Source organism: Pseudomonadota bacterium (assembly GCA_036339585.1).
In the GTDB taxonomy this organism is placed as follows: domain Bacteria; phylum Pseudomonadota; class Alphaproteobacteria; order UBA8366; family UBA8366; genus UBA8366.
In genome coordinates this window covers 19,975-41,045 of sequence record JAYZAS010000019.1, presented here as the reverse complement: position 1 = coordinate 41,045, position 21,071 = coordinate 19,975, and the positions used below count along the sequence as shown (strand labels likewise).

General features: G+C 43.6%; 22 protein-coding genes. 17 read left to right on the top strand and 5 right to left on the bottom strand.

Features of this window, described 5'->3' with window-relative positions; translation table 11 throughout:
• Positions 1-39: 39 nt before the first annotated feature.
• Positions 40-786, bottom strand: coding sequence for a flagellar basal-body rod protein FlgF (gene flgF / locus VX941_11425; protein ID MEE2934013.1), 747 nt, complete (start codon positions 784-786; stop codon positions 40-42).
• A gap of 427 nt (positions 787-1,213) precedes the next feature.
• Here flgF and VX941_11420 point away from each other — a divergent pair, with 427 nt between their 5' ends.
• From VX941_11420 to VX941_11385, 8 genes are all read left to right on the top strand, one after another.
• Positions 1,214-1,720 (top strand): flagellar basal body-associated FliL family protein, encoded by a 507-nt coding sequence (locus VX941_11420; GenBank protein ID MEE2934012.1) that lies wholly within the window; start codon positions 1,214-1,216, stop codon positions 1,718-1,720.
• Positions 1,721-1,808: 88 nt separating this feature from the next.
• Positions 1,809-2,882, top strand: a complete 1,074-nt coding sequence (fliM, locus tag VX941_11415) for a flagellar motor switch protein FliM (GenBank protein ID MEE2934011.1) — start codon at positions 1,809-1,811, stop codon at positions 2,880-2,882.
• 3 nt (positions 2,883-2,885) lie between these two features.
• On the top strand, positions 2,886-3,383 hold the full coding sequence (locus VX941_11410; protein MEE2934010.1) for a DUF6468 domain-containing protein: 498 nt from the start codon (positions 2,886-2,888) through the stop codon (positions 3,381-3,383).
• A gap of 4 nt (positions 3,384-3,387) precedes the next feature.
• Entirely contained in the window at positions 3,388-4,065 is a 678-nt protein-coding gene (locus VX941_11405; protein ID MEE2934009.1) for a hypothetical protein, read from the top strand.
• Between the two features lie 95 nt (positions 4,066-4,160).
• Entirely contained in the window at positions 4,161-4,547 is a 387-nt protein-coding gene (locus tag VX941_11400; GenBank protein MEE2934008.1) for a response regulator, read from the top strand.
• Between the two features lie 45 nt (positions 4,548-4,592).
• Positions 4,593-5,273 (top strand): hypothetical protein, encoded by a 681-nt coding sequence (locus tag VX941_11395; protein ID MEE2934007.1) that lies wholly within the window; start codon positions 4,593-4,595, stop codon positions 5,271-5,273.
• Positions 5,274-5,996, top strand: a complete 723-nt coding sequence (locus VX941_11390; GenBank protein ID MEE2934006.1) for a flagellar motor protein MotB — start codon at positions 5,274-5,276, stop codon at positions 5,994-5,996.
• A complete protein-coding gene (locus tag VX941_11385; GenBank protein MEE2934005.1) occupies positions 5,993-9,664 on the top strand; it encodes a hypothetical protein in 3,672 nt (1,223 codons plus the stop codon). Before VX941_11390 ends, VX941_11385 begins: the two co-directional genes overlap by 4 nt.
• Positions 9,665-9,784: 120 nt before the next feature.
• On the opposite strand, the gene fliP is transcribed toward VX941_11385, so the two are convergent.
• Genes fliP through VX941_11365 form a run of 4 tightly spaced genes read right to left on the bottom strand, consistent with a single transcriptional unit; the run spans position 9,785 to position 11,714 of the window.
• Positions 9,785-10,573: a flagellar type III secretion system pore protein FliP gene (gene fliP, locus VX941_11380; GenBank protein MEE2934004.1), complete on the bottom strand. Its 789-nt coding sequence runs from the start codon at positions 10,571-10,573 to the stop codon at positions 9,785-9,787.
• Positions 10,570-10,926, bottom strand: coding sequence for a flagellar biosynthetic protein FliO (locus VX941_11375; protein MEE2934003.1), 357 nt, complete (start codon positions 10,924-10,926; stop codon positions 10,570-10,572). The genes fliP and VX941_11375 overlap by 4 nt, the downstream gene beginning before the upstream one ends.
• Positions 10,927-10,981: 55 nt before the next feature.
• Positions 10,982-11,341 carry a hypothetical protein gene (locus VX941_11370; GenBank protein MEE2934002.1) on the bottom strand — a complete coding sequence of 120 codons (360 nt, stop codon included), beginning with the start codon at positions 11,339-11,341 and terminating at the stop codon, positions 10,982-10,984.
• A complete protein-coding gene (locus VX941_11365; GenBank protein MEE2934001.1) occupies positions 11,331-11,714 on the bottom strand; it encodes an EscU/YscU/HrcU family type III secretion system export apparatus switch protein in 384 nt (127 codons plus the stop codon). Before VX941_11365 ends, VX941_11370 begins: the two co-directional genes overlap by 11 nt.
• A gap of 577 nt (positions 11,715-12,291) precedes the next feature.
• On the opposite strand from VX941_11365, the gene flgB reads away from it, so the two are divergent.
• The 9 genes from flgB to VX941_11320 all read left to right on the top strand — a co-directional run bounded on the left by flgB (position 12,292) and on the right by VX941_11320 (position 21,032).
• Positions 12,292-12,702, top strand: a complete 411-nt coding sequence (gene flgB / locus VX941_11360; protein MEE2934000.1) for a flagellar basal body rod protein FlgB — start codon at positions 12,292-12,294, stop codon at positions 12,700-12,702.
• A 24-nt stretch (positions 12,703-12,726) separates the two neighbouring features.
• Positions 12,727-13,140 carry a flagellar basal body rod protein FlgC gene (flgC, locus tag VX941_11355; protein MEE2933999.1) on the top strand — a complete coding sequence of 138 codons (414 nt, stop codon included), beginning with the start codon at positions 12,727-12,729 and terminating at the stop codon, positions 13,138-13,140.
• A gap of 43 nt (positions 13,141-13,183) precedes the next feature.
• Positions 13,184-13,492, top strand: coding sequence for a flagellar hook-basal body complex protein FliE (gene fliE, locus VX941_11350; GenBank protein MEE2933998.1), 309 nt, complete (start codon positions 13,184-13,186; stop codon positions 13,490-13,492).
• 27 nt (positions 13,493-13,519) lie between these two features.
• Positions 13,520-13,786, top strand: coding sequence for a flagellar biosynthesis protein FliQ (gene fliQ, locus VX941_11345; protein ID MEE2933997.1), 267 nt, complete (start codon positions 13,520-13,522; stop codon positions 13,784-13,786).
• 3 nt (positions 13,787-13,789) lie between these two features.
• Positions 13,790-14,560: a flagellar biosynthetic protein FliR gene (locus tag VX941_11340; protein MEE2933996.1), complete on the top strand. Its 771-nt coding sequence runs from the start codon at positions 13,790-13,792 to the stop codon at positions 14,558-14,560.
• Positions 14,561-14,590: 30 nt separating this feature from the next.
• Positions 14,591-15,679, top strand: a complete 1,089-nt coding sequence (flhB, locus tag VX941_11335; GenBank protein ID MEE2933995.1) for a flagellar biosynthesis protein FlhB — start codon at positions 14,591-14,593, stop codon at positions 15,677-15,679.
• A gap of 473 nt (positions 15,680-16,152) precedes the next feature.
• Positions 16,153-17,280: a recombinase RecA gene (recA, locus tag VX941_11330; GenBank protein MEE2933994.1), complete on the top strand. Its 1,128-nt coding sequence runs from the start codon at positions 16,153-16,155 to the stop codon at positions 17,278-17,280.
• A gap of 225 nt (positions 17,281-17,505) precedes the next feature.
• Positions 17,506-20,172 carry an alanine--tRNA ligase gene (gene alaS / locus VX941_11325; protein MEE2933993.1) on the top strand — a complete coding sequence of 889 codons (2,667 nt, stop codon included), beginning with the start codon at positions 17,506-17,508 and terminating at the stop codon, positions 20,170-20,172.
• Positions 20,169-21,032: a MoxR family ATPase gene (locus VX941_11320; GenBank protein ID MEE2933992.1), complete on the top strand. Its 864-nt coding sequence runs from the start codon at positions 20,169-20,171 to the stop codon at positions 21,030-21,032. Before alaS ends, VX941_11320 begins: the two co-directional genes overlap by 4 nt.
• Positions 21,033-21,071: the final 39 nt, after the last annotated feature.

Genomic DNA, 21,071 nt, shown 5'->3' with positions numbered 1-21,071 from the left:
GTTATTTTCCTTTAGAGGTCACTGTTCATTATACTTTTGTTAAGATTGGCCACTTGATTGCCCTAGACGATTAATCATTCTTTCAATACGCCTATGTTCGTCATCAATAACCCGTTTGACGCTGTCGTGCTTGCGATGTATTTCGATCATCTGCGTCAATTCGATAATTGAATTTACATTCGATTGCTCAAGCATTCCTTGAACAACATTTGTTCGTTCCGGTGGTTTCTCAATCTGATCGGTTTGATATAAGTTATTTTGGCCTCGTTCGAGTTTTTGCTGATCCTCAAAAGTTACTAATGCTAACTTTCCAATGTTTTGGTCACCATCTGCCACGGTGCCATCTGTTGAAATGGATATGTTTACTGCTTCGATCGGTATCGTGATAGGTCCGCCGTTCTCAGATTGCACAACGTGGCCCGCCGCCGTTATCAGCTCATTATTTTGGTTGAGTTGGAATCGACCATGGCGTGTGTATCGTTTGCCTTCTTCCGTATTGACAACGAAGTAGCCCTCACCATCAATAGCAACGTCGAGCTCGTTGCCTGTCCGGGTCATTGGCCCTTCGGCAAGATCGCGCATATTGCCGAGTGCTTTGACAAAATGGTATTTTGAGTCATTAGAACCAAATCTTGTATTTTTTGCGTCTGTTAAATACTCAGAAAACAGCATTTCCTCGCCTTTGAATGAGGGCGTATTAACGTTGGCTAAATTATTTGCCACCATGGATAATTGGCGCCGCAAGACCATTTGACTAGAAAGCGCAATGTAAATGGTATTTTCCATATTGCTTTTGCTGTTCCTTAATAAATCATTCTACAATCCCAATATCGTTGTGCATGCCTTGTGCCATAAAAATTAAGGTTATTTTTCAATGATTTGAGATTATATTTCCCTCACTATATCAAGCAATTAGTTGTTGTCTGGCAGGCTTTGCCGGGTATTTTCTGCCGTGCCATTGGCTGTCCCAACATTAAAAAGTATCTGTGGCTGTTTGAATGATTTTGAGATAGACGTGTAAAATCATGTAAAAATATTCAATTTGTTGAATTTGTTTTTCACTTACATTGACTTGTTTTTAACTGTTCTCATCATTTGCTATTATTACATTTGACTGCATTGACTATGTTTTTTTAAAAAATTTATTTGTAATTATTGTTTTTATTTGTAATTATCAAAATAAGTACTCGCAGGATCGGTAAGGGAAAAATAAATGGCCGAAGATGACGATTTAGCTGACGGCGCGGACGGCAAAAAAGGCGGAAAAAAAATCATTCTTTTTGTAGTGGTTCCGTTGGTACTGTTAATAGGTGGGGGGGCCGGTGCATATTTTTCTGGTATGTTTAGTTCTGAAACAAGCGAGGAAGCTGAGAAGACAGAAATTGCGACCGATCCTGCCGAGGCTGACGAGCCCGGAAGTTATTTGGAGTTAGACGAAATGGTCGTGACACTTAGTGCTGGGCCAGGACGCAAACAAAGTTTTCTCAAAATGCGAATAAATCTAGAGTTGCAAAAGGCTAGTGATCAAGGGCGAATAGAGCAGGTCATGCCGCGTATCGTAGATAACTTTCAAGTGTTTTTGCGCGAACTTCGGATCGAGGAATTGCAGGGCTCACATGGGCTATACAGGGTGAAGGAAGAACTGCTCGCACGAGTGAACGCTGCTGCACACCCAGTAAAAATTAAAGATGTTTTATTTAAGGAAATGCTAGTTCAGTGACGGGCTGCTTTCTACATGTCCAGAAAGTGGCGGATGAGCTTTGGCTGTTACTGTTGAGGAATGGCCGAAAAACTGAAGGGTTGATGGCATGGCTGATGAAGACGAAAATCTAGAGACGGAAGTCGAGCAAGAGCTAGATGCTTCGGCGCAAGACGAAGGTAGCGAGGAGAAAGAAGAGCCAAGCGCGAAAATCGATGGCCCTGATGCTGCATCGCGAGTTCTTAATCAAAAAGAAATAGATAGTCTCCTAGGGATCAATGAGGGAAGCGACAGCGCAATCCAAAAAACCGGGATTAAGGCTATTATCGATAGTGGGATGGTGTCGTATGAACGGCTCCCCATGCTTGAGGTGGTTTTTGACCGTTTAGTGCGAATGATGTCTACAAGTTTGCGCAATTTCACCTCGGATAATGTGGAAGTGAGCCTCGATAGTATCACATCGATCCGCTTTGGCGAGTATCTCAACTCATTGCCTCTACCTGCTATGCTTGGTGTTTTCAAAGCGGAGGAGTGGGATAATTTTGGTCTCATCACGGTTGATAGTTCGCTGATTTACTCAATCGTTGATGTGTTGCTGGGCGGGCGTCGGGGTACCGCAGCTATGCGGATCGAGGGGCGGCCCTACACCACTATCGAGCGTAGTCTAGTGGAGCGCATGCTTGCAGTCGTCCTTTCTGATTTATCAGCGGCTTTTGATCCGCTCAGCTCAATTGCTTTTCAGTTCGACAGACTTGAGACAAATCCTCGTTTTGCTACTATTGCAAGGCCTACAGATGCAGCAATAGTGACAAAACTTCGCATTGATATGGAGGACCGTGGAGGGCAACTCGAACTATTACTCCCGTATGCGACGATAGAGCCAGTGCGCGAGCTTTTGCTTCAAATGTTTATGGGTGAAAAGTTTGGTCGTGATCCCATCTGGGAAAATCATCTGGCAACAGAAGTCTGGCATACCGAGGTTGGGTTGCAAGCGGTTCTTGACGAGGTAACAGTTACACTCAACGATGTTGTAAACTGGCGTGTAGGTTCGCGACTCCAATTGCAGGCGACACCAGAATCTCTAGTTGCCCTCCATTGTGGTGAATTGCTGATGTTTCATGGTTCAATGGGACAAAGAGATGGCAATATCGCTGTGCGTGTTGAAACTGATATGGAGACTTAATTTATGTTCCCCGAAATCTCCATTTTATTCGAGATATTGCTCGTGGGTATGTTGGCAATGATGATTTATTATGCTTGGCGCCTTAACGAGAAACTTAGTGATCTAAGAAACGATAAGTTTGAGTTGGAAAAATTGCTGACGACATTTGCTACATCCACGGAGCGCGCTGAAGATAGTATTTTAAGGCTCAAAAGTAAGGCTAGTGAAACGGTGGAGGTGCTGGAAGAAAAAGTAGTGAATGCAGTTAAGTTGCGCGATGAACTATCATTTATGGTAGAGCGGGCCAATGAAATGGCTGACAGGTTAGAGGCCGCAATTAATACTGGTCGGCGATCTCAACCAAAGAGTTTTGGTAGATCGCAAGATAAATCCGTGGCCGCTGCCTCAGATGACGAGAGTGTTTCGGATTTAAGCCTAAAACAGGATGACGGTATCGATACCGAGAGCAAGCGCCAAGAAAAAAAATCGGATCTTCTCAGAGCTCTAGAAGGCATGAGGTGAAAAAATGCTTAGCCGTGTTCGTTTGTTGCCGGTATTTATTTTCGTTGCCAGTTTAATTCTGACTATAAAGGCGGGCTCCATTTGGGTTGAGTTCGGTGATATTGAGGGGGGTATTGAAGTGCAAACAGCGCGAGCGCAGGAGACGCCGCAGCTTGACCCACAGGTAAAGAAATCCGACGAGGAGAAGGCGAACAAAACAAGAAAGTCGCCTGTTTCAACTCAGCCTGGTGATAAAGTTCAGGAAGAAAATATCGATCCCTTAGAGTTCAGTCGTTCCGAAATTTTGATTCTTCAGGAACTGTCTCAGCGTCGCAAGGCGTTAGATCGTCGGGAGCGGCAGATAACGCGTCGAGAGGGTTTGTTGCAAGCTGCAGAATTGAAATTAGTCACCAAGCAGGGCGAATTAAAAAAGATACGTCAGGATATCAAATCATTGTTGGGTGCGGCCGATGAGAAAGAAAAGGCTCGGTTGCAAAATTTGGTAAAAATTTATGAAAGCATGAAACCAAAAGATGCTGCGCGAATTTTTAATGAACTTGATATGAATGTTTTAATGGGAGTTGTTGCTAAAATGAGTGTTCGGAAGGTGGCAATGATCATTTCAGCTATGGAAGTGAAAAAAGCCCGTGTTGTTACACGCGAGCTAGCTGAGCAAAAGAAACCATTTTCCCTGCCAAAATAAATAGAGAGTTTGTCGAATTTGTGCTCGAGGTATCGTGGGTGGGGTTCAAGGCTGTTTGAGGTAGAAGTTTTTTAGTTTCAGGAGGCGCGACGAAGTTGAATGTTGACCTGAATATGCCCGTCCTAATTATCGATGATCATTTGGAAATGCGCCAGATTGTCCGTAACTTACTTAAGCAACTGGGGCTTAAGAATATCGATCAATCTCCTGGAGGAAAAATAGCTGTGGAAATGCTGCATTGCAAGGAATACGGCTTGGTTATAGCAGATGATAACATGGTTCATGTGGGGGGACTGGGTGTGATAGATAAAATTTGTTCGGATCGTAAATTTAAAGATACTCCCTGTTTTTTAGTGACTGGCCAAGGCAAGAAGTCTGAAATAACTGATCCGTCATTTGCTAAATTTTCCACTTACATTCAAACACCCTTCAATGTGGCAGAATTGAAATCTAAATTAACAACCTTAGTAGGTAATTTTTAACTTTATGTCAGGCTGTTTTTTGCGTAACGGAGCTATGGTTTTCAGATGAATCGATATGATAAACAGAAATTACTCCTGTCAGAAAACAAGAACCCTTACTTGTTGATATGCCTTTTTCTGTTGCTGCTCGCTTTTTTCATACTTCTGAACGCCACCGCAAAATTTGAAGCGAGTAAAGTAAGGGGTGTGTTGATTTCGCTCGCAGAGACCTTTCAAACAAACAATTTTTCTGATGGTCCTGATCGGTCTATTTTGCCCGTCTTCGGGAAAATGCTTTCACCAGAAGCATTTCTGTCAAAGATAAAGTATTTGTGGGTTAGTTTTGTCGAAAGAGAAAATCTCATAACCTCGCATATGCCAAACAATGTACAGATCATTTTATCAGCGAATGAACTTTTTCTTGGCGGCGAGGCACAATTGAGACGTGACCGTCACGATTTGCTTAATCGGACAGCAACTGCATTGAGTGCTGAGACGCCAGGCTTTGTCAGCTACATTCAACTAATTTTTAGCTGTAAAAATGAACCTAGCAGACGAATGCAGCATGACACAGAATTAGCTATTAAACGTGCGGAAGTGCTCGCTCAGAAAATTATAGATTTTGGTGCTCCGGCATCCAGAGTTTCGTTAGGGTTGTATGAAGGCAAAGAAAATTCGGTGCTGGTAAAATTTGGAATAAATAATATCAGTCAGCTGAAATACAAATTACAAAGACTGGTGCGGTAGATGGTCAACTTCAACAACTTCGAAGTTCGAAGCAAAACGGAAAAAGGAGCGGCTCCTTCATGGCTCTTAAGTTTCGGAGACCTCACCGCAATATTGACAACGTTTTTTGTCCTGCTGTTTTCCATGTCAACACTGCAATCAGAGAAATGGCAAGAATTAGTTCCCGGGCTGGCTTCATCCAAATCCGGTCTTGAGAGGGAGGAGCCAATTCCAGGCAAGAATGCTGCACCAACTTTTAGAGAGCGTGCACCTGCATTACCGCTCGGCTATCTCAGTGAAGTATTAAAGGAGACATTTAAGGCAGATCCAATATTAAAAACAACAGGTGTTTACCAAGTGCAGAATTCCTTAATTGTGACTTTACCCGATGAAGCTCTTTTCAGTGCTGGTGAAGCAGATTTATCCGACCAAGCCAAGAAAATACTATTCAACCTAGGCGGTGTAATTTCGACACTTGGAAATCGAATTGATATTGAGGGGCACAGTGCACCGAATGAAGATCACAATGAGATTTTAGCGTCTGATTGGAAGCTGTCATTGGCTCGAGCATTGGCAGTTTCAACTGAACTTGAAAAAAGTGGCTATAACAAAATGCTTGTAGTTCTCGGGCATGGTGCGTCGCAGTCTCAGTTGCTCGATGAACGCTTCGCCTCTGGTTGGCCAGATAAATTGGCGAGACGTGTTGATATAATAATTCATCCTGAAAAAGGCGATTTCAGATGAGGCTCACACTCATTTTCAGGATTGTGGCATATGCAGCGGCTATCTACGGAACAACTTTGATCGCTCCGTTGTCAGCCCAGGAAAAAGTAGCAGTTCAAGGGTGGGCGCGCGAAAGTTTCGGAAGAATTGTTTTCGATTGGCCACGCCCGGTAAAATATCAGGCGGTGATAAACGGCAGCAAACTAATTGTTAGTTTTGAACGTCAGTTTAATTCTGATTTGAAACAGTTACCAATAACTCTGAAAGACTACCTTGTTGAAGGTACAGTCTCCGGCCAAGGACGGGTGGTGACGTTCGGTTTGAAAGGTAACTTTCAGCTTCGAACATACCCCCGGGGTAATTCAATTATTTTAGATCTGAGACGTTTAGGAGTAAATGAAATAGAGGGGAAGAGGCTGGCTCTTCCTAAAGCCGAGGCGCCAACTAGCATTAACGTTAGGGTAGGCAGTAATAAGGGATTCACACGCTTGGTGTTCGATTGGAAACGCAGAATTAACTATCGTGTTCGCAGTTCGCCCACAAAGGTTTCGCTTAGTTTTGATCAAGAGGCTAAACTTGATCTACCTAAGCTAAAAAAACGTTTGCCATCAGGTATAACCAATCCGATCGCTTTAAATCTCGCTGGGCGATTAGAATTCTCTGTTGAAAAAACCCCTAACCGAGCATCGCGCAGTTTTCGTGCTGGTAATCGTATTGTATTGGATATCTATGATCCCAAACCTGCAGCAGAAAAGAATGCTAAGCGGATTATCCCGTCAAAAATAAGTCGTGTTGAGCCACGTAAGAAAGCAAAAAGTTCAAATGTACCATCGGAAACAACAAACACAGAATCGGTAAATATCTCGGGGGGGGGCAAACAGAAAAAGTCAGGGAATTCGAGAGGGTTGGCGTTATCAAAACCTAAATCAGTTGATAGAAAAAGTATCAAAAAGGCTGTTGGTTTAAAGTCACTCGCCGGGACTAAAAAACAGCGAGAGCATACTGCAAATAAAAGCAAGATTATTCAAAACTCTTCTATAGCTGCCACAGCCAATGACAAAGTTTCTTCAGTAGTATTGCCAGGTGCAGTTAGCGAGGAAAAAGCTGAAGTGGTGCCTAATGTAACGCCGCAGGCGGCTCCAACGCCAAAGGTTGAAATATCACCAAAATTATTACCGGCTCCATCGGTTAAAGCAGCTTCCAAATCACCACCTTCGGTGAACCTGAAGGTAGACAAGGAAACCGCTCAAAAAACCCTATCTAAACTCTTTGTGCAGAATAAGGCCGACCGATCTCTAAGATCGTCTGCAAAATCTAATAACAACGCGAATGGTGTCGACAATGAAGCTTTGTCAAAATCTGTCAGCTTTGTCTTTGGTTGGCCAGAATCTGTCGGTGCTGCGGTGTTTCGGCGAGGGGATTTTATTTGGGTGGTTTTCGACCGTGCAAAGCCGCTCAAGCTGGACTCACTCAGGGCCGCTGGCCAAACGCTGGTAAGTAATATTGTACAGCTTCCTGCTAATGAAGCCACGGTATTACGCCTCAAAACCAAGGCAGGAATAAACCCAAAAGTGAGCCAAATAGGCACAAATTGGGAAGTTAGTTTTGGTAGTTGGCCTATCACCCCCGACATTCCGATACCAATTGATTTTACAGCTGATGAAGGAGGGGGGGCTCAGCTCCTTTTTGCTGGTGTTGCAGCTGACAGCATAGTTACAATCAAGGATCCTGATATTGGTGATTCGATAAAGGTTGCGCCCATGGCGGTGCCTGGAAGGGGTATAGGGGAAAAGCACGTCTATCCTGAATTTCAGGTGTTGGCATCAAGCCAAGGAGTAGCACTGATTCCTCTGTCGGACCAATTAAGCCTCGGAAATTCGGGTGGCAGGGGAATGCTTGTGGCTACTGATGGAGGGTTATTTGTATCAGCCATTTCCCCTGAGGAAAATAAAATACGGAATGATCCATTGCTTGGCGAGAGACTGTTTGAGCCGCAGGTTTGGAAAAACGGCGGAGATGCTGATTTTATACCTGAACGGCAGGCAGCTTTACTGAGTGTAGTTGAAGTGCCTGAGGCGCAGCGAGAGCAAGCTCGACTGAACCTTGCACGCTTCTATTTTGCTCGAGGTCTTGGACCTGAAGCTTTGGGAATTCTTCGCGTTCTCGAGCGAGTTAATCCAAAAATGAAGATGCGAACAGAATTTATCGCATTGCGGGGCGCATCTCGGGTGCTCTCTAATCGTTTAGTTCTAGCAAGAGAGGATCTTGATGATCCGCGTTTAAACAAATTCCGTGAAGCCAAACTCTGGCGTGGCTTTTTAAATGCAAGACGTGGCGAGTGGAAACAGGCATCGTCTGATTTTCGCAATAGTGATACGGTACTCAGAACTTATCCCGAGCCATTGAAAACCATAATTGGTCTGGAGAGAATTGAGGCGGCGCTTCGTTCATTCAATTCAGAATCAGCAAAAGATTGGGTGGACCTTATCAAACCAAACGAAAAGAATATGCGGCGTGATCATCGGGCACGGCTTAAATATAGTTTGGGACTTCTTGCAAGGGCAAACGGCGACTTAGATAGTGCAGAGACATTTTGGCAGCAGTCTAAGGACAGTGGGGATCCGTTTAGCGGAGCGCGAAGCGAATTAGCCTTAATCAAATTGGGTATAAAACAAGAAATAGTGACTAGAGATCAGGCCATAGAGCGTCTAGAGCGGCTTCGCTATCGTTGGCGTGGTGACGAGCTTGAATTGAACGTCTTAGAGACACTTGGAAATCATTATCTTGATAAAGGCGAATATAGTAAGGGTTTGCTACGCTTGCGTGTTGCGATGAGCAATTTCCCCAAAAGTAAACGTACTGTTGATATAGCCAAGCGGATGACAAAAACTTTTAGGAAACTTTTTTTAGACGGGGAAGCGGATAAGTTACAACCACTTACGTCATTGGCTATATTTGACGAATATCGGGAGCTCACGCCCGCCGGGCCGGATGGAGATTTTATGATTGGACGTCTTGCCGACAGGTTGGTTGATGTAGATCTTTTAGATCGTGCGACAGATTTGCTGGCACATCATATCCGCTTTAGGCTCAAAGGCGTCAAGAAGTCACAAGCAGGCACTAGATTAGCACTCGTCCACCTGATGAACCGGAAGCCACGTGAGGCTCTTCAGACACTTAGGGCTACTTTTAGTCCCGGGTTATCACAAAATACCCAAGATGATAGGCGACGGATCCGTGCTAAAGCCATGTTCGAGCTTGGCAAAGATGACGAGGCAATAGCACTTCTTGCTGGCGATGTGAGTATTGCTGCTGATCAGTTGCGTGCAGATATTTATTGGAGAGGCAAGAATTATCGCGAGGCAGGTAAGGTGTTGCAGCGGTTAGCGGGTGAGCCTTTAACGAAAGATCGATACGATCTTAAAGGTGCGCAGAGGGTCCTTAATTGGGCCGTAGCGATGCGTCTTGATGAGGACGAACAAGGACTTAAACTGGCTCGGGAGCTATACGGCCCGGCAATGAAAAATAGTCCATTGGGTGATTCTTTTTCGTACATAGCCAGTCCACGTCAGACAGTGACGGGTGACATGGAAGGCATATCCAAAAAAATAACTGAAATCGACAACTTTGAAGCATTTTTGGACAATTACCGAAAGCGACTTTTGAAAAGTGAGTCGAAAGAGAAATGATTTAGGACGTATCAAGTAAATAGTCAAAATACGGATAGTCGAAATTTAAATACCACCCTTGGTGTTAAAGTGGGACAAAATGAAATACCTCACATGAAAAATAAGCTTGGCATGCCACGGTTAACCAATGGGCGCGCCAATATTAAAGCTTTTTACTAGGCTTCCGGTGATCAAGTACCAGCCGTCAACTAGCACAAAGAATATCAGTTTAAAGGGTAAGGAGATCATTACCGGAGGTAGCATCATCATGCCCATGGACATGAGCACCGAGGCTACCACCATATCTATGATCAAGAAGGGAACGAACACTAAAAAGCCAATCTCGAAGGCACGCCGTAATTCTGATATCATGTAAGCCGGGATAAGAGCTCGTAGTGGCGTATTCTTTACTTCCTCTACTTTTGGCACGTTTGCCATTTCTAAAAAAAGTGCCAAATCTTTGTCGCGGACATGCCTAATCATAAATGCATGCAGCGGTGCTACAGATCTTTCGAAGGCTTGCTCTTCAGTAATACTTTCGGAAATAAGGGGTGATATTCCATCATCGTAGACTTTCTCAAGTGTGGGTTGCATTATGAAAAAGGTCATGAATAGTGCGAGGCTAATGATGACCGTGTTAGGCGGTGTGCCCTGGGTGCCAAGAGCAGTGCGAAGAAGTGACAGCACTACAACAATACGAACAAAGGATGTAACCATCACCAATATAGAAGGTGCCAGCGTAATCACTGTTAATAAAGCTATGAGTTGCACAATACGACCCGCGGCTGCACCGCCTTGCCCAAAATCCATTGTAACGTTTTGTGCAAATGACGTCTTACAGGATAGGATCAGCACACCCACGATTATGACAAGCACGACGCCTTTGCTTACTAAATGGCCATCAAGGGGTAAGCGTGAGTGTATAGTCATTTTGTTTTACTCAGCACATCTGTTATTGCCCGTTTGAATGAGCTTTCTTCCTTTATGCCTTTTGTAAAAGTTTCGTCGCTGTCAGAAACGGGGATGCCACTCTCGATAAGCAAGTCTTGTGATAGGCCAAGCAAAACGAGGTGTTCAGTGTCGTCTCTGCGGACTAAAACTAACTTCCGACGCGCGTCAATGGATGCTACTTCTTGTATTTTCAAGCGCCGTTGCTGTCCGGAACTCGAACTTGTTCTTATACCGCCGAATCCGATTCTACGGAGCACGAAAGCGAATAGGCCGATAAGCCCCACGACAATCATGAGTGCCAAAACGAACCGGGAGTAGTCTAATTCTATCATTTAGGCTGTTCTCGAGATAAAGCTGGAACCGATTTATTTGCAGTGTGTTTGGCTTTCAATCTTTCGCATTTATATCTTCATCCAGATTTTTGTTGTCTTCTGTTATGTCGGTGGAATCCGTATTTGAAGTAGGCGGATTTTGAGATGTATCTGCTTCTATAATTCTCAGCTGATCTATTTTTTCTTGTAATGAACTTGAAAAAGTTTCCATTTTTTCGAGGAGTGATACGAGCGCTGGCCGCATCTCTACTGCGTCATCAGGCGGCAAGTCGGCAACAGCCTCCATAACTTCACGGATCCTTGGTTCGATCTCATCGAGAGTCACCATCTCATTAGTTTGAAGTTTTTCCATCGCTGTGCCTACTTCCGTAGCCATGGCGTTTATATCATTTAGAAGGTCTGATTTACTTGGCATTGGCGGCAATCTCCGGTGGTTGGACGCCCTCATTATCGTAAATGTAGCGTAATATTTCAGCTACAGCGACGAAAGCTTCGACGGGTATTTCGTCGCCTATATCAAGTGCATGAAGTATTTCTGCTAAATCGGCGTCTTCGTGTATTTTAACTCCGTATTCGAGAGCTAGTTTAAGAAGTTGCTCTGCGATATGTCCACGACCGGTCGCTACAACTTCTGGAGCACTGTATTCATCCCTTGGATCGTATGAGAGAGCAACTGCTACTTTCTCATCGACGGCAGATTTTGCCCTATTTAAAGTATTTGTTACACCGGGGCGTTTTCTTGCCGGTCTGATATTAGACTTACTTCTCTCGGATGGTTTGTGACGCAAAATATTCCTCGGTTTGCCTGCGATGGCCAAGGGTGGAGTAGTAGTAACCTACCCTGTGCTCGCGGTCTTCACAAAGATTTTCTCTCCTACATTTAAAAAACTTAAATATTTGGGTGTAATTTAAACTTACTGCTGAAATAAATAAATAAAATTGTAAAATCAATTACTTATTATTATCTCGTTTGCCTACTCATTCCGCCGATAGGGCATTTGCATCTGTAAAATAAACTACACATTGCTGCGAACGAGGAGAAGTCTCTCAAAAACATAGAATCGTAAAAACGCTGTTTACGTTTTTGGGCGAACATGCGGAAAAGACAATGTGAAATCAACGTAGTTCGTTTGATATTAGTAAAGACATACTAAATAAAACCAAATAATAACTTTGACCTTTTACTTAAAAAATTACTATAATAACAGCATAGATGTTTACAAACACTGCATAGGATTTTTTAAGTACAGTATTTTTTTTACTAGGCAGTGTTTCAAATTGTACGTTTGGGTCTGGCACGGGTCGTGCAGCTCGTTAAATCCATACTGGTGTATGTTTGGCGGTATTGAGCAAAAAGAGGCAGAAATGGATTTAGGTGATTTTCCTGTTTTTCGTATGATGAAACAAAAGTTGGGTTGGTTGAACCAGCGGCAGAGGGTGATAGCAGAGAATATCGCAAATGCTGATACGCCTAATTATCGAGCTCAAGATTTGAAGCAGATCGATTTTAGAAAGGTGCCTACCAACAAGGTATTTAGTAACGCGTTGACTAGAACACACGAAGGACACATAAAAGGCTCTGGTACTGCCCAGTCTTTTCGCATCACTCGTGAAAATGCAGATTACGAGATAAACCCATCAGGTAATAGTGTTGTGCTTGAAGAGCAGATGTTGAAATCTACTCAAAATGCGGGTGATCACCAGCTAGTTACTAGTTTATATCGTAAGCATATATCGTTGTTTCGTATCGCGCTTGGCCGCGGTGCAGGCCGATAGTGAAAAAGCTCAAGGAGAAGTTTAATGCCTTCCGATCTTAAAACCTCGATGTTTGTATCGGCTTCTGGCATGCGCGCACAGGGCGCACGTTTGCGCACCATATCGGAGAATTTAGCAAATGCCAATTCGGGCCCAGAGAAGGTGGGCGATGATCCATATCGCCGTCGGGTTGTAACCTTTAAGAATGTTTTTGATCGAACTCTTGAGGCAGATTTAGTCAAAATGAGAGGCCCATTTAAAGATAAAAGTCCATTCAGGCTTCAATTTGACCCAAATCATCCGGCTGCCGATAAGGATGGTTACATTAAGATGCCCAATGTGAATACTCTGATAGAGATGGTTGATATGCGTGAGGCGCAGCGTTCCTATCAAGCGAATTTAAGTATGATTGATTCGTCCAAACGCATGATTCAACGAACTATAGATTTGTTGCGTTAGCTTTTAAAGTTGCGCCTACGTAAAAGTTTGAAAAGGAATTAAAATGGCAATTAACCCGACAGATGCAATAAATGCTTTTAAACGAGCTCAAAACCTCAGCGGTTCGGGTATGCCAGCGCCTGATACCCCAAAATCTGGTACCTTTGCAGATATGGTTGGTTCGGCAACCAAGCAGATGGTGAAGAGTAGTCGTGAAGCAGAAAAAGTGACCGTTGATGCAGTTGCTGGTAAAGCTGATTTGACCGATGTAGTTATGGCGCTCAACAATGCTCAAACCACTTTGCAGACTGTCGTTGCAGTAAGAGATAGAGTGCTTACCGCCTATCAGGAAATTCTCCGAATGCCAATTTAATGGCACAGACTATATGGTTTTTGGTGTATGGACGAAACGCAATTTCTTCAATTCTCTAGAGAGTCGGTTTTGGTTATGTTGACCGTGGCATCGCCGGTGATGCTTATTGGGTTAGTTGTTGGGTTAGCAGTGGCAATATTTCAAGCGTTAACGTCAATACAGGAAATGTCACTCACATTTGTCCCTAAAATTCTTGCTGTTTTTGTATCTTTGATCGTTTTGTTACCTTTCATGTTTGAAACTATGACTAAATATATGGAAGGAATTGTCGATCGAATAGTAGGCATTTCATAACACATGGATTCTTATCTGCAGGAATTTCTTCCAGCCGAGACCTTCGCGTTTTTTTTGATTTTTACCCGAGTAGGGGCAGCTCTGGCTGTCATGCCAGGATTCAGCGAAGTCTATATATCTGCTCGCATTAGGCTGCTGGCAGCATTGATGATAACTGCCGTTTTGGCTCCTGTTTTAGAGCCTAATCTCCCTCCGGCTCCGACTGATCCGATTTCTTTGATTATACTTGTTGTTGGTGAGATGCTGATCGGTTTCTTTATCGGTGGTATCGCAAGAGTTTTGATTTCGGGGTTAGCTACAGCCGGCACAATTCTTGGGTTTTATGCGGGTTTCGCAAATGCTTTACTTTTTAATCCACTGCTTTCCGATACTGGCGGTTTACCAGCGGTTTTTTTGTCGATACTGGGACTGCTACTAATTTTTATAACGGATACCCATCACCTCATGTTGATGGGAGTGGTGGATAGTTACAGTTTATTTGTGCCCGGAATGGTGCCGCAGTTTGGAGACCTAGCTGAAACATTCGTTAAGTTTGTGGCTCGCAGTTTTGTCCTCGGCTTCCAAATCGCTACCCCATTTCTGTTTGTTGGAATTCTTTTTTATACCGGACTTGGTCTACTTGCTCGATTGAACCCACAGCTGCCAGTTTTTTTCGTGGCGCTTCCAGTACAAATTTGGATCGGATTATTTGTGATGATGGTAGCATTTCCAGCTGCCTTAATGTGGTTTCTTGATTATTTTCAATTTAATATGGGCCGTTTTTTAGCGCCTTAGCGCAAGAACCTGTCGCAAAAGGAAAGTTCGATGTCCGAACAGGCTGATGAGTCTCAAAAAACAGAAGAACCGACACCGAAAAAGCTGAATGAAGCCCGTGAACGAGGTAACATAGCGGTCAGCCGAGAGATCAATACGTGGTTGATGCTGTTTGCAGGGGGGCTTCTAATCACTTTTGCATTTCCCTCTGCGCTGCATAGTGTAAAGGTCGCATTGATTCCATTTGTGGAGGCTCCTCATCTGTTCATAATGCAACCGGGTGATGTGTTTGCAGTGTTTGCTAACACACTTTTAAATGTGGGAAGTGCATTGGCTTGGGTTTTATTGATTATCGTATTGGTGGCAATTGCAGGCCCGTTGATCCAAAATGGACCCGTGTTCTCTCCAAAAGCAGTAGGATTTAAGTTTGAAAAAATCAGCCCATCAAAAGGTGCGAAGCGGCTTTTTTCTGGCAACCAACTTAATGAGTTTGCAAAAGGAGTTTTAAAAATATGCATAGTAGCGATCATTGGGGCACTTCCAGTTCTGCCTCTAATCCCGGGGCTTGATTCGCTCACTTCCTACTCGACGCAAGATTTTTTGAGTATTTTGCATGATACTCTTTTAAAGATGCTAGTGGCGGTGTTGACTGTTCTTGCAGCGATAGCAATAGCTGATTTTATCTTTCAGCGTCATCGGCACAAAAAACAACTGAGAATGACAAAACAGGAAGTAAAGGAAGAACACAAACAAGCTGAAGGTGATCCAACTGCTAAGCAGCGATTACGCCAGATTCGCCAGGATCGTGCTCGTCAGCGCATGATGGCAGCAGTTCCTGATGCAGATGTGGTAATTACAAACCCAACTCACTTTGCAGTGGCACTTAAATATGACTCAGATGAAATGGAAGCTCCTAAGGTAGTTGCAAAGGGACAAGACTTAATTGCACAACGCATTCGCGAGATAGCGGAAGAAAATTCCATTACAATTGTCGAAAACCCGCCATTGGCCAGAGCTCTTTTTGCAAGTGTTGATCTGGATGATGAGGTTCCCCCTGAACACTATCAGGCGGTTGCAGAGGTAATCAGCTATGTTTGGGGACTTCGAAGAGGGAAGACGGAAACTGAAGGCTTGGCCTAATAGACCGCTTGTTACAAAACTCCAACTTGAAGTTTGCCACACCTTTTAGTGATGAGCTGATTGATATTGCGTAAGTAAATCTTTTTAAAAATGGGAACGGCAACAATCCTAACTTTAATTTGTGATGGCTACTTTTCAGAGAATCGGGAACAGAAAATGGCCGACTATGATTAGATTTTGAATTCTAATTAAATATTCCACTTGTTCATATTTTTAGGAAAAAAATTATAAACCATATTTATTGTTTTTAAATCTACACCGAAAATATGCGCTGGAAAGTGATTCTAATAAATCACTGTTCTTATTGGATAAATTTTTTCAAAAAGAACAAAAAAAGAACTTGCAATAAAGAACAAAACAGGTACATATTGTAGCAATATTGGTTTGTTCAACTTTGCGGAGGGGCTAGGCACTCGTTGGTACTTAGGTTGCCAGGCAGAGTTTGCTGTGAAATAAGGGAAAGGAAAATTAGTATGTCGCAATCGGCATTGCGTCTTGTTGAAAAGGACACCATGGATAAGCAAAAAGCTCTTGAAGCGGCGTTAGGCCAGATTGAACGTTCCTATGGGAAAGGTTCGATCATGAAGCTTGGTCAACAGAATCAGGCAGTAGATATTGAGGAAGTCTCAACAGGTTCACTTGGGCTTGATATTGCTCTCGGTATCGGTGGATTACCCAAAGGTAGAATTATTGAGATCTACGGGCCCGAAAGTTCTGGTAAGACAACGTTGGCATTACATGTACTTGCGGAAGCTCAGAAAGACGGTGGTACGTGTGCATTCGTCGATGCAGAGCATGCTCTTGATCCATCTTACGCGAAAAAGTTGGGAGTGAACCTTGATGACCTTCTTATTTCTCAACCGGATGCAGGCGAACAGGCACTTGAAATTGCCGATACGTTAGTACGTTCCGGTGCAATTGATGTTTTAGTTGTGGACTCAGTTGCTGCTTTGGTGCCGCGGGCAGAGTTAGAGGGAGAAATGGGAGATACTCATGTTGGGCTTCAGGCGCGGCTAATGAGTCAAGCTCTTCGTAAGCTAACAGGCTCAATTTCACGTTCTCAAACCATGGTAATTTTTATAAATCAAATTCGCATGAAGATCGGCGTGATGTTTGGTAGTCCCGAAACAACAACAGGAGGAAATGCGCTAAAGTTTTATTCTAGCGTGCGCCTAGACATTAGGCGTATTGGTGCAATTAAAGATAAAGACGATATTGTTGGAAATCAAACACGTGTGAAAGTTGTGAAAAATAAAGTTGCGCCGCCTTTTAAGGTTGTTGAGTTTGATATTATGTACGGTGAAGGCATTTCAAAAACTGGCGAACTGCTCGATCTTGGTGTCAATGCAGGTATTGTTGAAAAGTCTGGTTCATGGTTTTCATATGGGGACCAACGTATTGGGCAAGGCCGTGAGAATGCAAAGGCCTTTTTGTCAGAAAATATTGATATTGCATGTGATATTGAGCGCCAGGTTAGAGAAAGCGCGGGTATTTTAAAGGAAGTGATGCTCGAGGGTAATAAAAATGATGCTGAAACTAGTCCAGAACAAGAAAAAAATGGATTAGTTCTTCCTGAAATAGAAACAAGAGACAATAAATAGTTTTTATGTAAAAGTAAAAAATAAAAGTAATTTAAAAATAATGCATAAATACTGCAAAATAAATAAATAATTCAAATGCCTACTTTATTTGACCATTGCTAATGGATTTTATCGCGGTTACTCCAAGTGATGGTCGGATAAGCTGGACAGGCTGCTTTTCTCAAGTTAAAACGCGACTTTGGCAAAATAAGTGTTTTTACGCCGAATCTTTTGTTAATGAGAGAGATGACCAGCACAAACGAAATAAGAACTGCATTTCTAGAATTTTTCCGTAAAGATGGTCACGAGGTCATAAATTCCTCACCATTAGTTCCGCGGAACGATCCTACATTGATGTTTACTAATGCAGGAATGGTGCAATTCAAAAACGTATTCACAGGTGTCGAGCCACTAATATTCTCTAGAGTCACAACGTCGCAGAAATGTGTTCGCGCTGGTGGTAAGCACAACGATTTAGAGAATGTTGGACATACTGCTCGCCACCATACTTTTTTTGAAATGCTTGGCAATTTTTCATTTGGAGATTATTTCAAGGAACATGCAATTGATTGTGCGTGGTCGTTGATAACAAAAGGTTATGGGATTGAGAAGAAACGCCTACTGGTAACGGTATTTAATGAGGACGAAGAGGCGTACGATCTTTGGCGCAAAATAACCGGCCTTCCCGATAGTAGAATAATTCCAATATCAAGTTCAGACAATTTTTGGGCAATGGGGAATACGGGCCCATGTGGGCCGTGTTCAGAAATATTTTATGATCACGGCGAACATATAGCGGGCGGGCCGCCCGGAACAGCAGATGAGGACGGAGACCGATTTGTAGAAATTTGGAATCTCGTTTTTATGCAATACGACCAAGTGTCGGAAAATAAGAGAATTAACTTACCTCGACCTTCTATTGACACGGGTATGGGACTTGAACGCATAGCTGCTGTCCTTCAGGGTACACATGACAATTACAACATCGATTTATTGCGCGATTTGATAGAAGCCTCCGCAAAAGCTAGTGGTACAGATCCTGACGGAGTGGCGGCAACTTCACACCGGGTAATCGCTGATCACCTTCGGGCTTGCAGCTTTTTAATTGCTGATGGAGTGTTACCGTCGAACGAGGGTAGAGGCTACGTTCTACGAAGAATTATGAGACGTGCAATGCGGCACGCTCATTTACTTAACTGTAAAGATCCGTTGATGAGTAAGTTAGTCCCAAACCTAGTTTTGGCTATGGGGCAACAATATCCCGAATTAATTCGTGCTGAGCCATTAATTGGCGAAACATTAAAACTCGAGGAAGAGCGGTTTAAGGAAATGTTGGCTAGAGGTTTGAGATTGCTTGATCAGGAATCAGCCCACATACCCCCAGGTGGCCAACTGCCGGGTGACGTAGCTTTTAAACTCTATGATACATACGGATTTCCGCGTGATCTCACGGAAGATATCCTTCGGGGACAGAACCAAAAACTAGATATTACCGGATTTGACATTGCCATGGCCAATCAACGCGAAACTGCCCGAAAAGCATGGATGGGTTCCGGGGAGGTGTTAACAGAAACATTTTGGTTTGATCTTCGTGAGCAAATCGGTCCAACCGAGTTTTTAGGCTACGACGCAGAGCGTACAGAGGGAATTATCTCTGCGATCATTGTCGATGGCGAAACAACCGATAATGCCAAAGAGGGTGATGAAATAACACTTATTATGAATCAGACACCTTTTTACGCTGAATCAGGCGGTCAAAAGGGTGATCGCGGCCTTGCTGTAGGGGCGGTTGGCGCAAGATTGGAGGTGACTGATACTAAGAAAAAACTTGATGACATGTACTTACACAGCGCCAAAGTAGTGCATGGTGAAATAAATGTTGGTGGTGTACTTGATCTGAAAGTTGACCAAGGTTGTCGTAAAAAACTAAGCGCTAACCACTCGGTTACACACTTGATGCACAGTGCACTCCGGGCAACACTGGGAGTGCACGTTACCCAAAAAGGTTCCTTGGTTTCAACAGAGTACCTTCGATTTGACTTTAGTCATCAGAAACCAATGGAACGTGAGGAGCTTACCCAAGTCGAGGAGTCGGTTAATGAGCAAATACGTGGTAATGGATCTGTAAGTACACTTCTGATGACGCCAGATGATGCTGTGGAGGCTGGTGCTTTAGCGCTATTCGGGGAAAAATATGGAAGCGAGGTTCGTGTTGTTTCAATGGGCGATACTGACTCAGAGGGCCGGATATTTTCCAGAGAACTATGTGGCGGGACGCACGTACAAAGGTTAGGAGACATTGGCCTCTTTAAGATTTTGGGAGAGAGTGCGGTTGCTGCAGGGGTTCGCAGGATCGAGGCCTGCACAGGTGCTGCGGCTTTAAAATATGTGGCAAATCAGGAACATCTGCTTATGGAGACCTCAATGGTGCTTAAAGCGTCTTCTAGTGAAATTCCAGAACGCGTCTCAGGGTTGTTAGAGGAACGACGCAGCTTAGAAAAGCAAGTATCACAACTTCGTCAAAAATTAGCCGTGGGTGATGGGAAGGCAAAAGGAGGTACTTCGGATAGCAAAAATATTGGCGGAATGGAATTCGTAGCAAAAGTAATCGAGGGAATTCCTGCTAAAGAATTAAAATCTTTGGTTGATACATTTAAAAAGCAAGTGGGCTCTGGCATCATTGCTATCGCTGGAGTGAATTCCTCAAAGGCATCATTGGTAGTAGGGGTGACCAAAGACCTAGTTGATCGGATAGACGCGGTAGATTTGGTCCGTGTAGGCGCACCCGCAATCGGAGGGAAAGCAGGTGGTGGTCGACCTGACATGGCACAGACGGGTGGCCCAATTAGTGCTGGGGCAGCGCAAGCCCTTGTCGATATTGAAAGCGCATTATGTAAGGCAGAAGAAAAATGAAGAAACAAACGAAGTTTCAAGGAACAGACACATATGTTGCAACGGAAGATCTTATGGTGGCAGTTAATGCGGCTGTTACTCTGGAAAGACCCCTGCTTATAAAGGGAGAACCCGGCACAGGGAAAACAGTTCTTGCTCATGAAGTGGCCGGGGCTATTGGAGCCCCACTGATTGAATGGCATATCAAATCGACTACTAAGGCCCAACATGGCTTGTATGAATATGATGCTGTCAAGCGCCTCCGCGATAGTCAGCTCGGTGACGAGCGAGTGCATGAGATTGGTAATTACATAGTACGGGGAAAGCTGTGGGATGCATTTACTGCGACGGCTCGTCCGGTACTTTTGATAGATGAAATTGATAAAGCAGATATCGAATTCCCGAATGATCTTCTTCTGGAACTCGATCGCATGGAATTTTTTGTATATGAGACGCAGGAACGTATTGTAGCCAAACAAAGACCGATCGTGATTATTACATCAAATAATGAGAAGGAATTACCAGATGCATTTCTACGGAGATGTTTTTTTCATTACATATCTTTTCCGGATGAGAATACGATGCGTGCTATTGTCGATGTTCATTTTCCGGATTTGACAGGATTTTTGGTCCGAGACGCATTAAAAACTTTCTACGAACTTCGGGATACTCCCGGTATAAAAAAACCACCGTCAACTTCCGAGTTTCTTGACTGGCTTAAATTACTCTTGGCAGAGGATTTACCTGCAGATGCGCTTAGGGACAGCAATACAAAAAAGTTAATTCCACCTTTACATGGTGCACTATTGAAAAATGAACAGGATGTGCAGCTATTTGAACAACTCGCTTTCATTGCACGACGTGATAAAAGCAAGACATAAAAGAGAGGGCTCGTCCCCGAGCGTACTTAAAAATCTACT

Excerpts from the sequence above, each read along its gene's own strand:
- VX941_11410 (MEE2934010.1), top strand. The coding sequence starts at position 2,886 with ATGTTCCCCGAAATCTCCATTTTATTCGAGATATTGCTCGTGGGTATG.
- fliM (MEE2934011.1), top strand. The coding sequence starts at position 1,809 with ATGGCTGATGAAGACGAAAATCTAGAGACGGAAGTCGAGCAAGAGCTA.
- fliP (MEE2934004.1), bottom strand. The coding sequence starts at position 10,573 with ATGACTATACACTCACGCTTACCCCTTGATGGCCATTTAGTAAGCAAA.
- flhB (MEE2933995.1), top strand. The coding sequence starts at position 14,591 with ATGTCCGAACAGGCTGATGAGTCTCAAAAAACAGAAGAACCGACACCG.
- alaS (MEE2933993.1), top strand. The coding sequence starts at position 17,506 with ATGACCAGCACAAACGAAATAAGAACTGCATTTCTAGAATTTTTCCGT.
- recA (MEE2933994.1), top strand. The coding sequence starts at position 16,153 with ATGTCGCAATCGGCATTGCGTCTTGTTGAAAAGGACACCATGGATAAG.
- fliQ (MEE2933997.1), top strand. The coding sequence starts at position 13,520 with ATGGACGAAACGCAATTTCTTCAATTCTCTAGAGAGTCGGTTTTGGTT.
- fliE (MEE2933998.1), top strand. The coding sequence starts at position 13,184 with ATGGCAATTAACCCGACAGATGCAATAAATGCTTTTAAACGAGCTCAA.
- VX941_11370 (MEE2934002.1), bottom strand. The coding sequence starts at position 11,341 with ATGCCAAGTAAATCAGACCTTCTAAATGATATAAACGCCATGGCTACG.
- VX941_11385 (MEE2934005.1), top strand. The coding sequence starts at position 5,993 with ATGAGGCTCACACTCATTTTCAGGATTGTGGCATATGCAGCGGCTATC.
- flgC (MEE2933999.1), top strand. The coding sequence starts at position 12,727 with ATGCCTTCCGATCTTAAAACCTCGATGTTTGTATCGGCTTCTGGCATG.
- VX941_11340 (MEE2933996.1), top strand. The coding sequence starts at position 13,790 with ATGGATTCTTATCTGCAGGAATTTCTTCCAGCCGAGACCTTCGCGTTT.
- flgF (MEE2934013.1), bottom strand. The coding sequence starts at position 786 with ATGGAAAATACCATTTACATTGCGCTTTCTAGTCAAATGGTCTTGCGG.
- VX941_11375 (MEE2934003.1), bottom strand. The coding sequence starts at position 10,926 with ATGATAGAATTAGACTACTCCCGGTTCGTTTTGGCACTCATGATTGTC.
- VX941_11405 (MEE2934009.1), top strand. The coding sequence starts at position 3,388 with ATGCTTAGCCGTGTTCGTTTGTTGCCGGTATTTATTTTCGTTGCCAGT.
- VX941_11390 (MEE2934006.1), top strand. The coding sequence starts at position 5,274 with ATGGTCAACTTCAACAACTTCGAAGTTCGAAGCAAAACGGAAAAAGGA.
- flgB (MEE2934000.1), top strand. The coding sequence starts at position 12,292 with ATGGATTTAGGTGATTTTCCTGTTTTTCGTATGATGAAACAAAAGTTG.
- VX941_11420 (MEE2934012.1), top strand. The coding sequence starts at position 1,214 with ATGGCCGAAGATGACGATTTAGCTGACGGCGCGGACGGCAAAAAAGGC.
- VX941_11320 (MEE2933992.1), top strand. The coding sequence starts at position 20,169 with ATGAAGAAACAAACGAAGTTTCAAGGAACAGACACATATGTTGCAACG.
- VX941_11395 (MEE2934007.1), top strand. The coding sequence starts at position 4,593 with ATGAATCGATATGATAAACAGAAATTACTCCTGTCAGAAAACAAGAAC.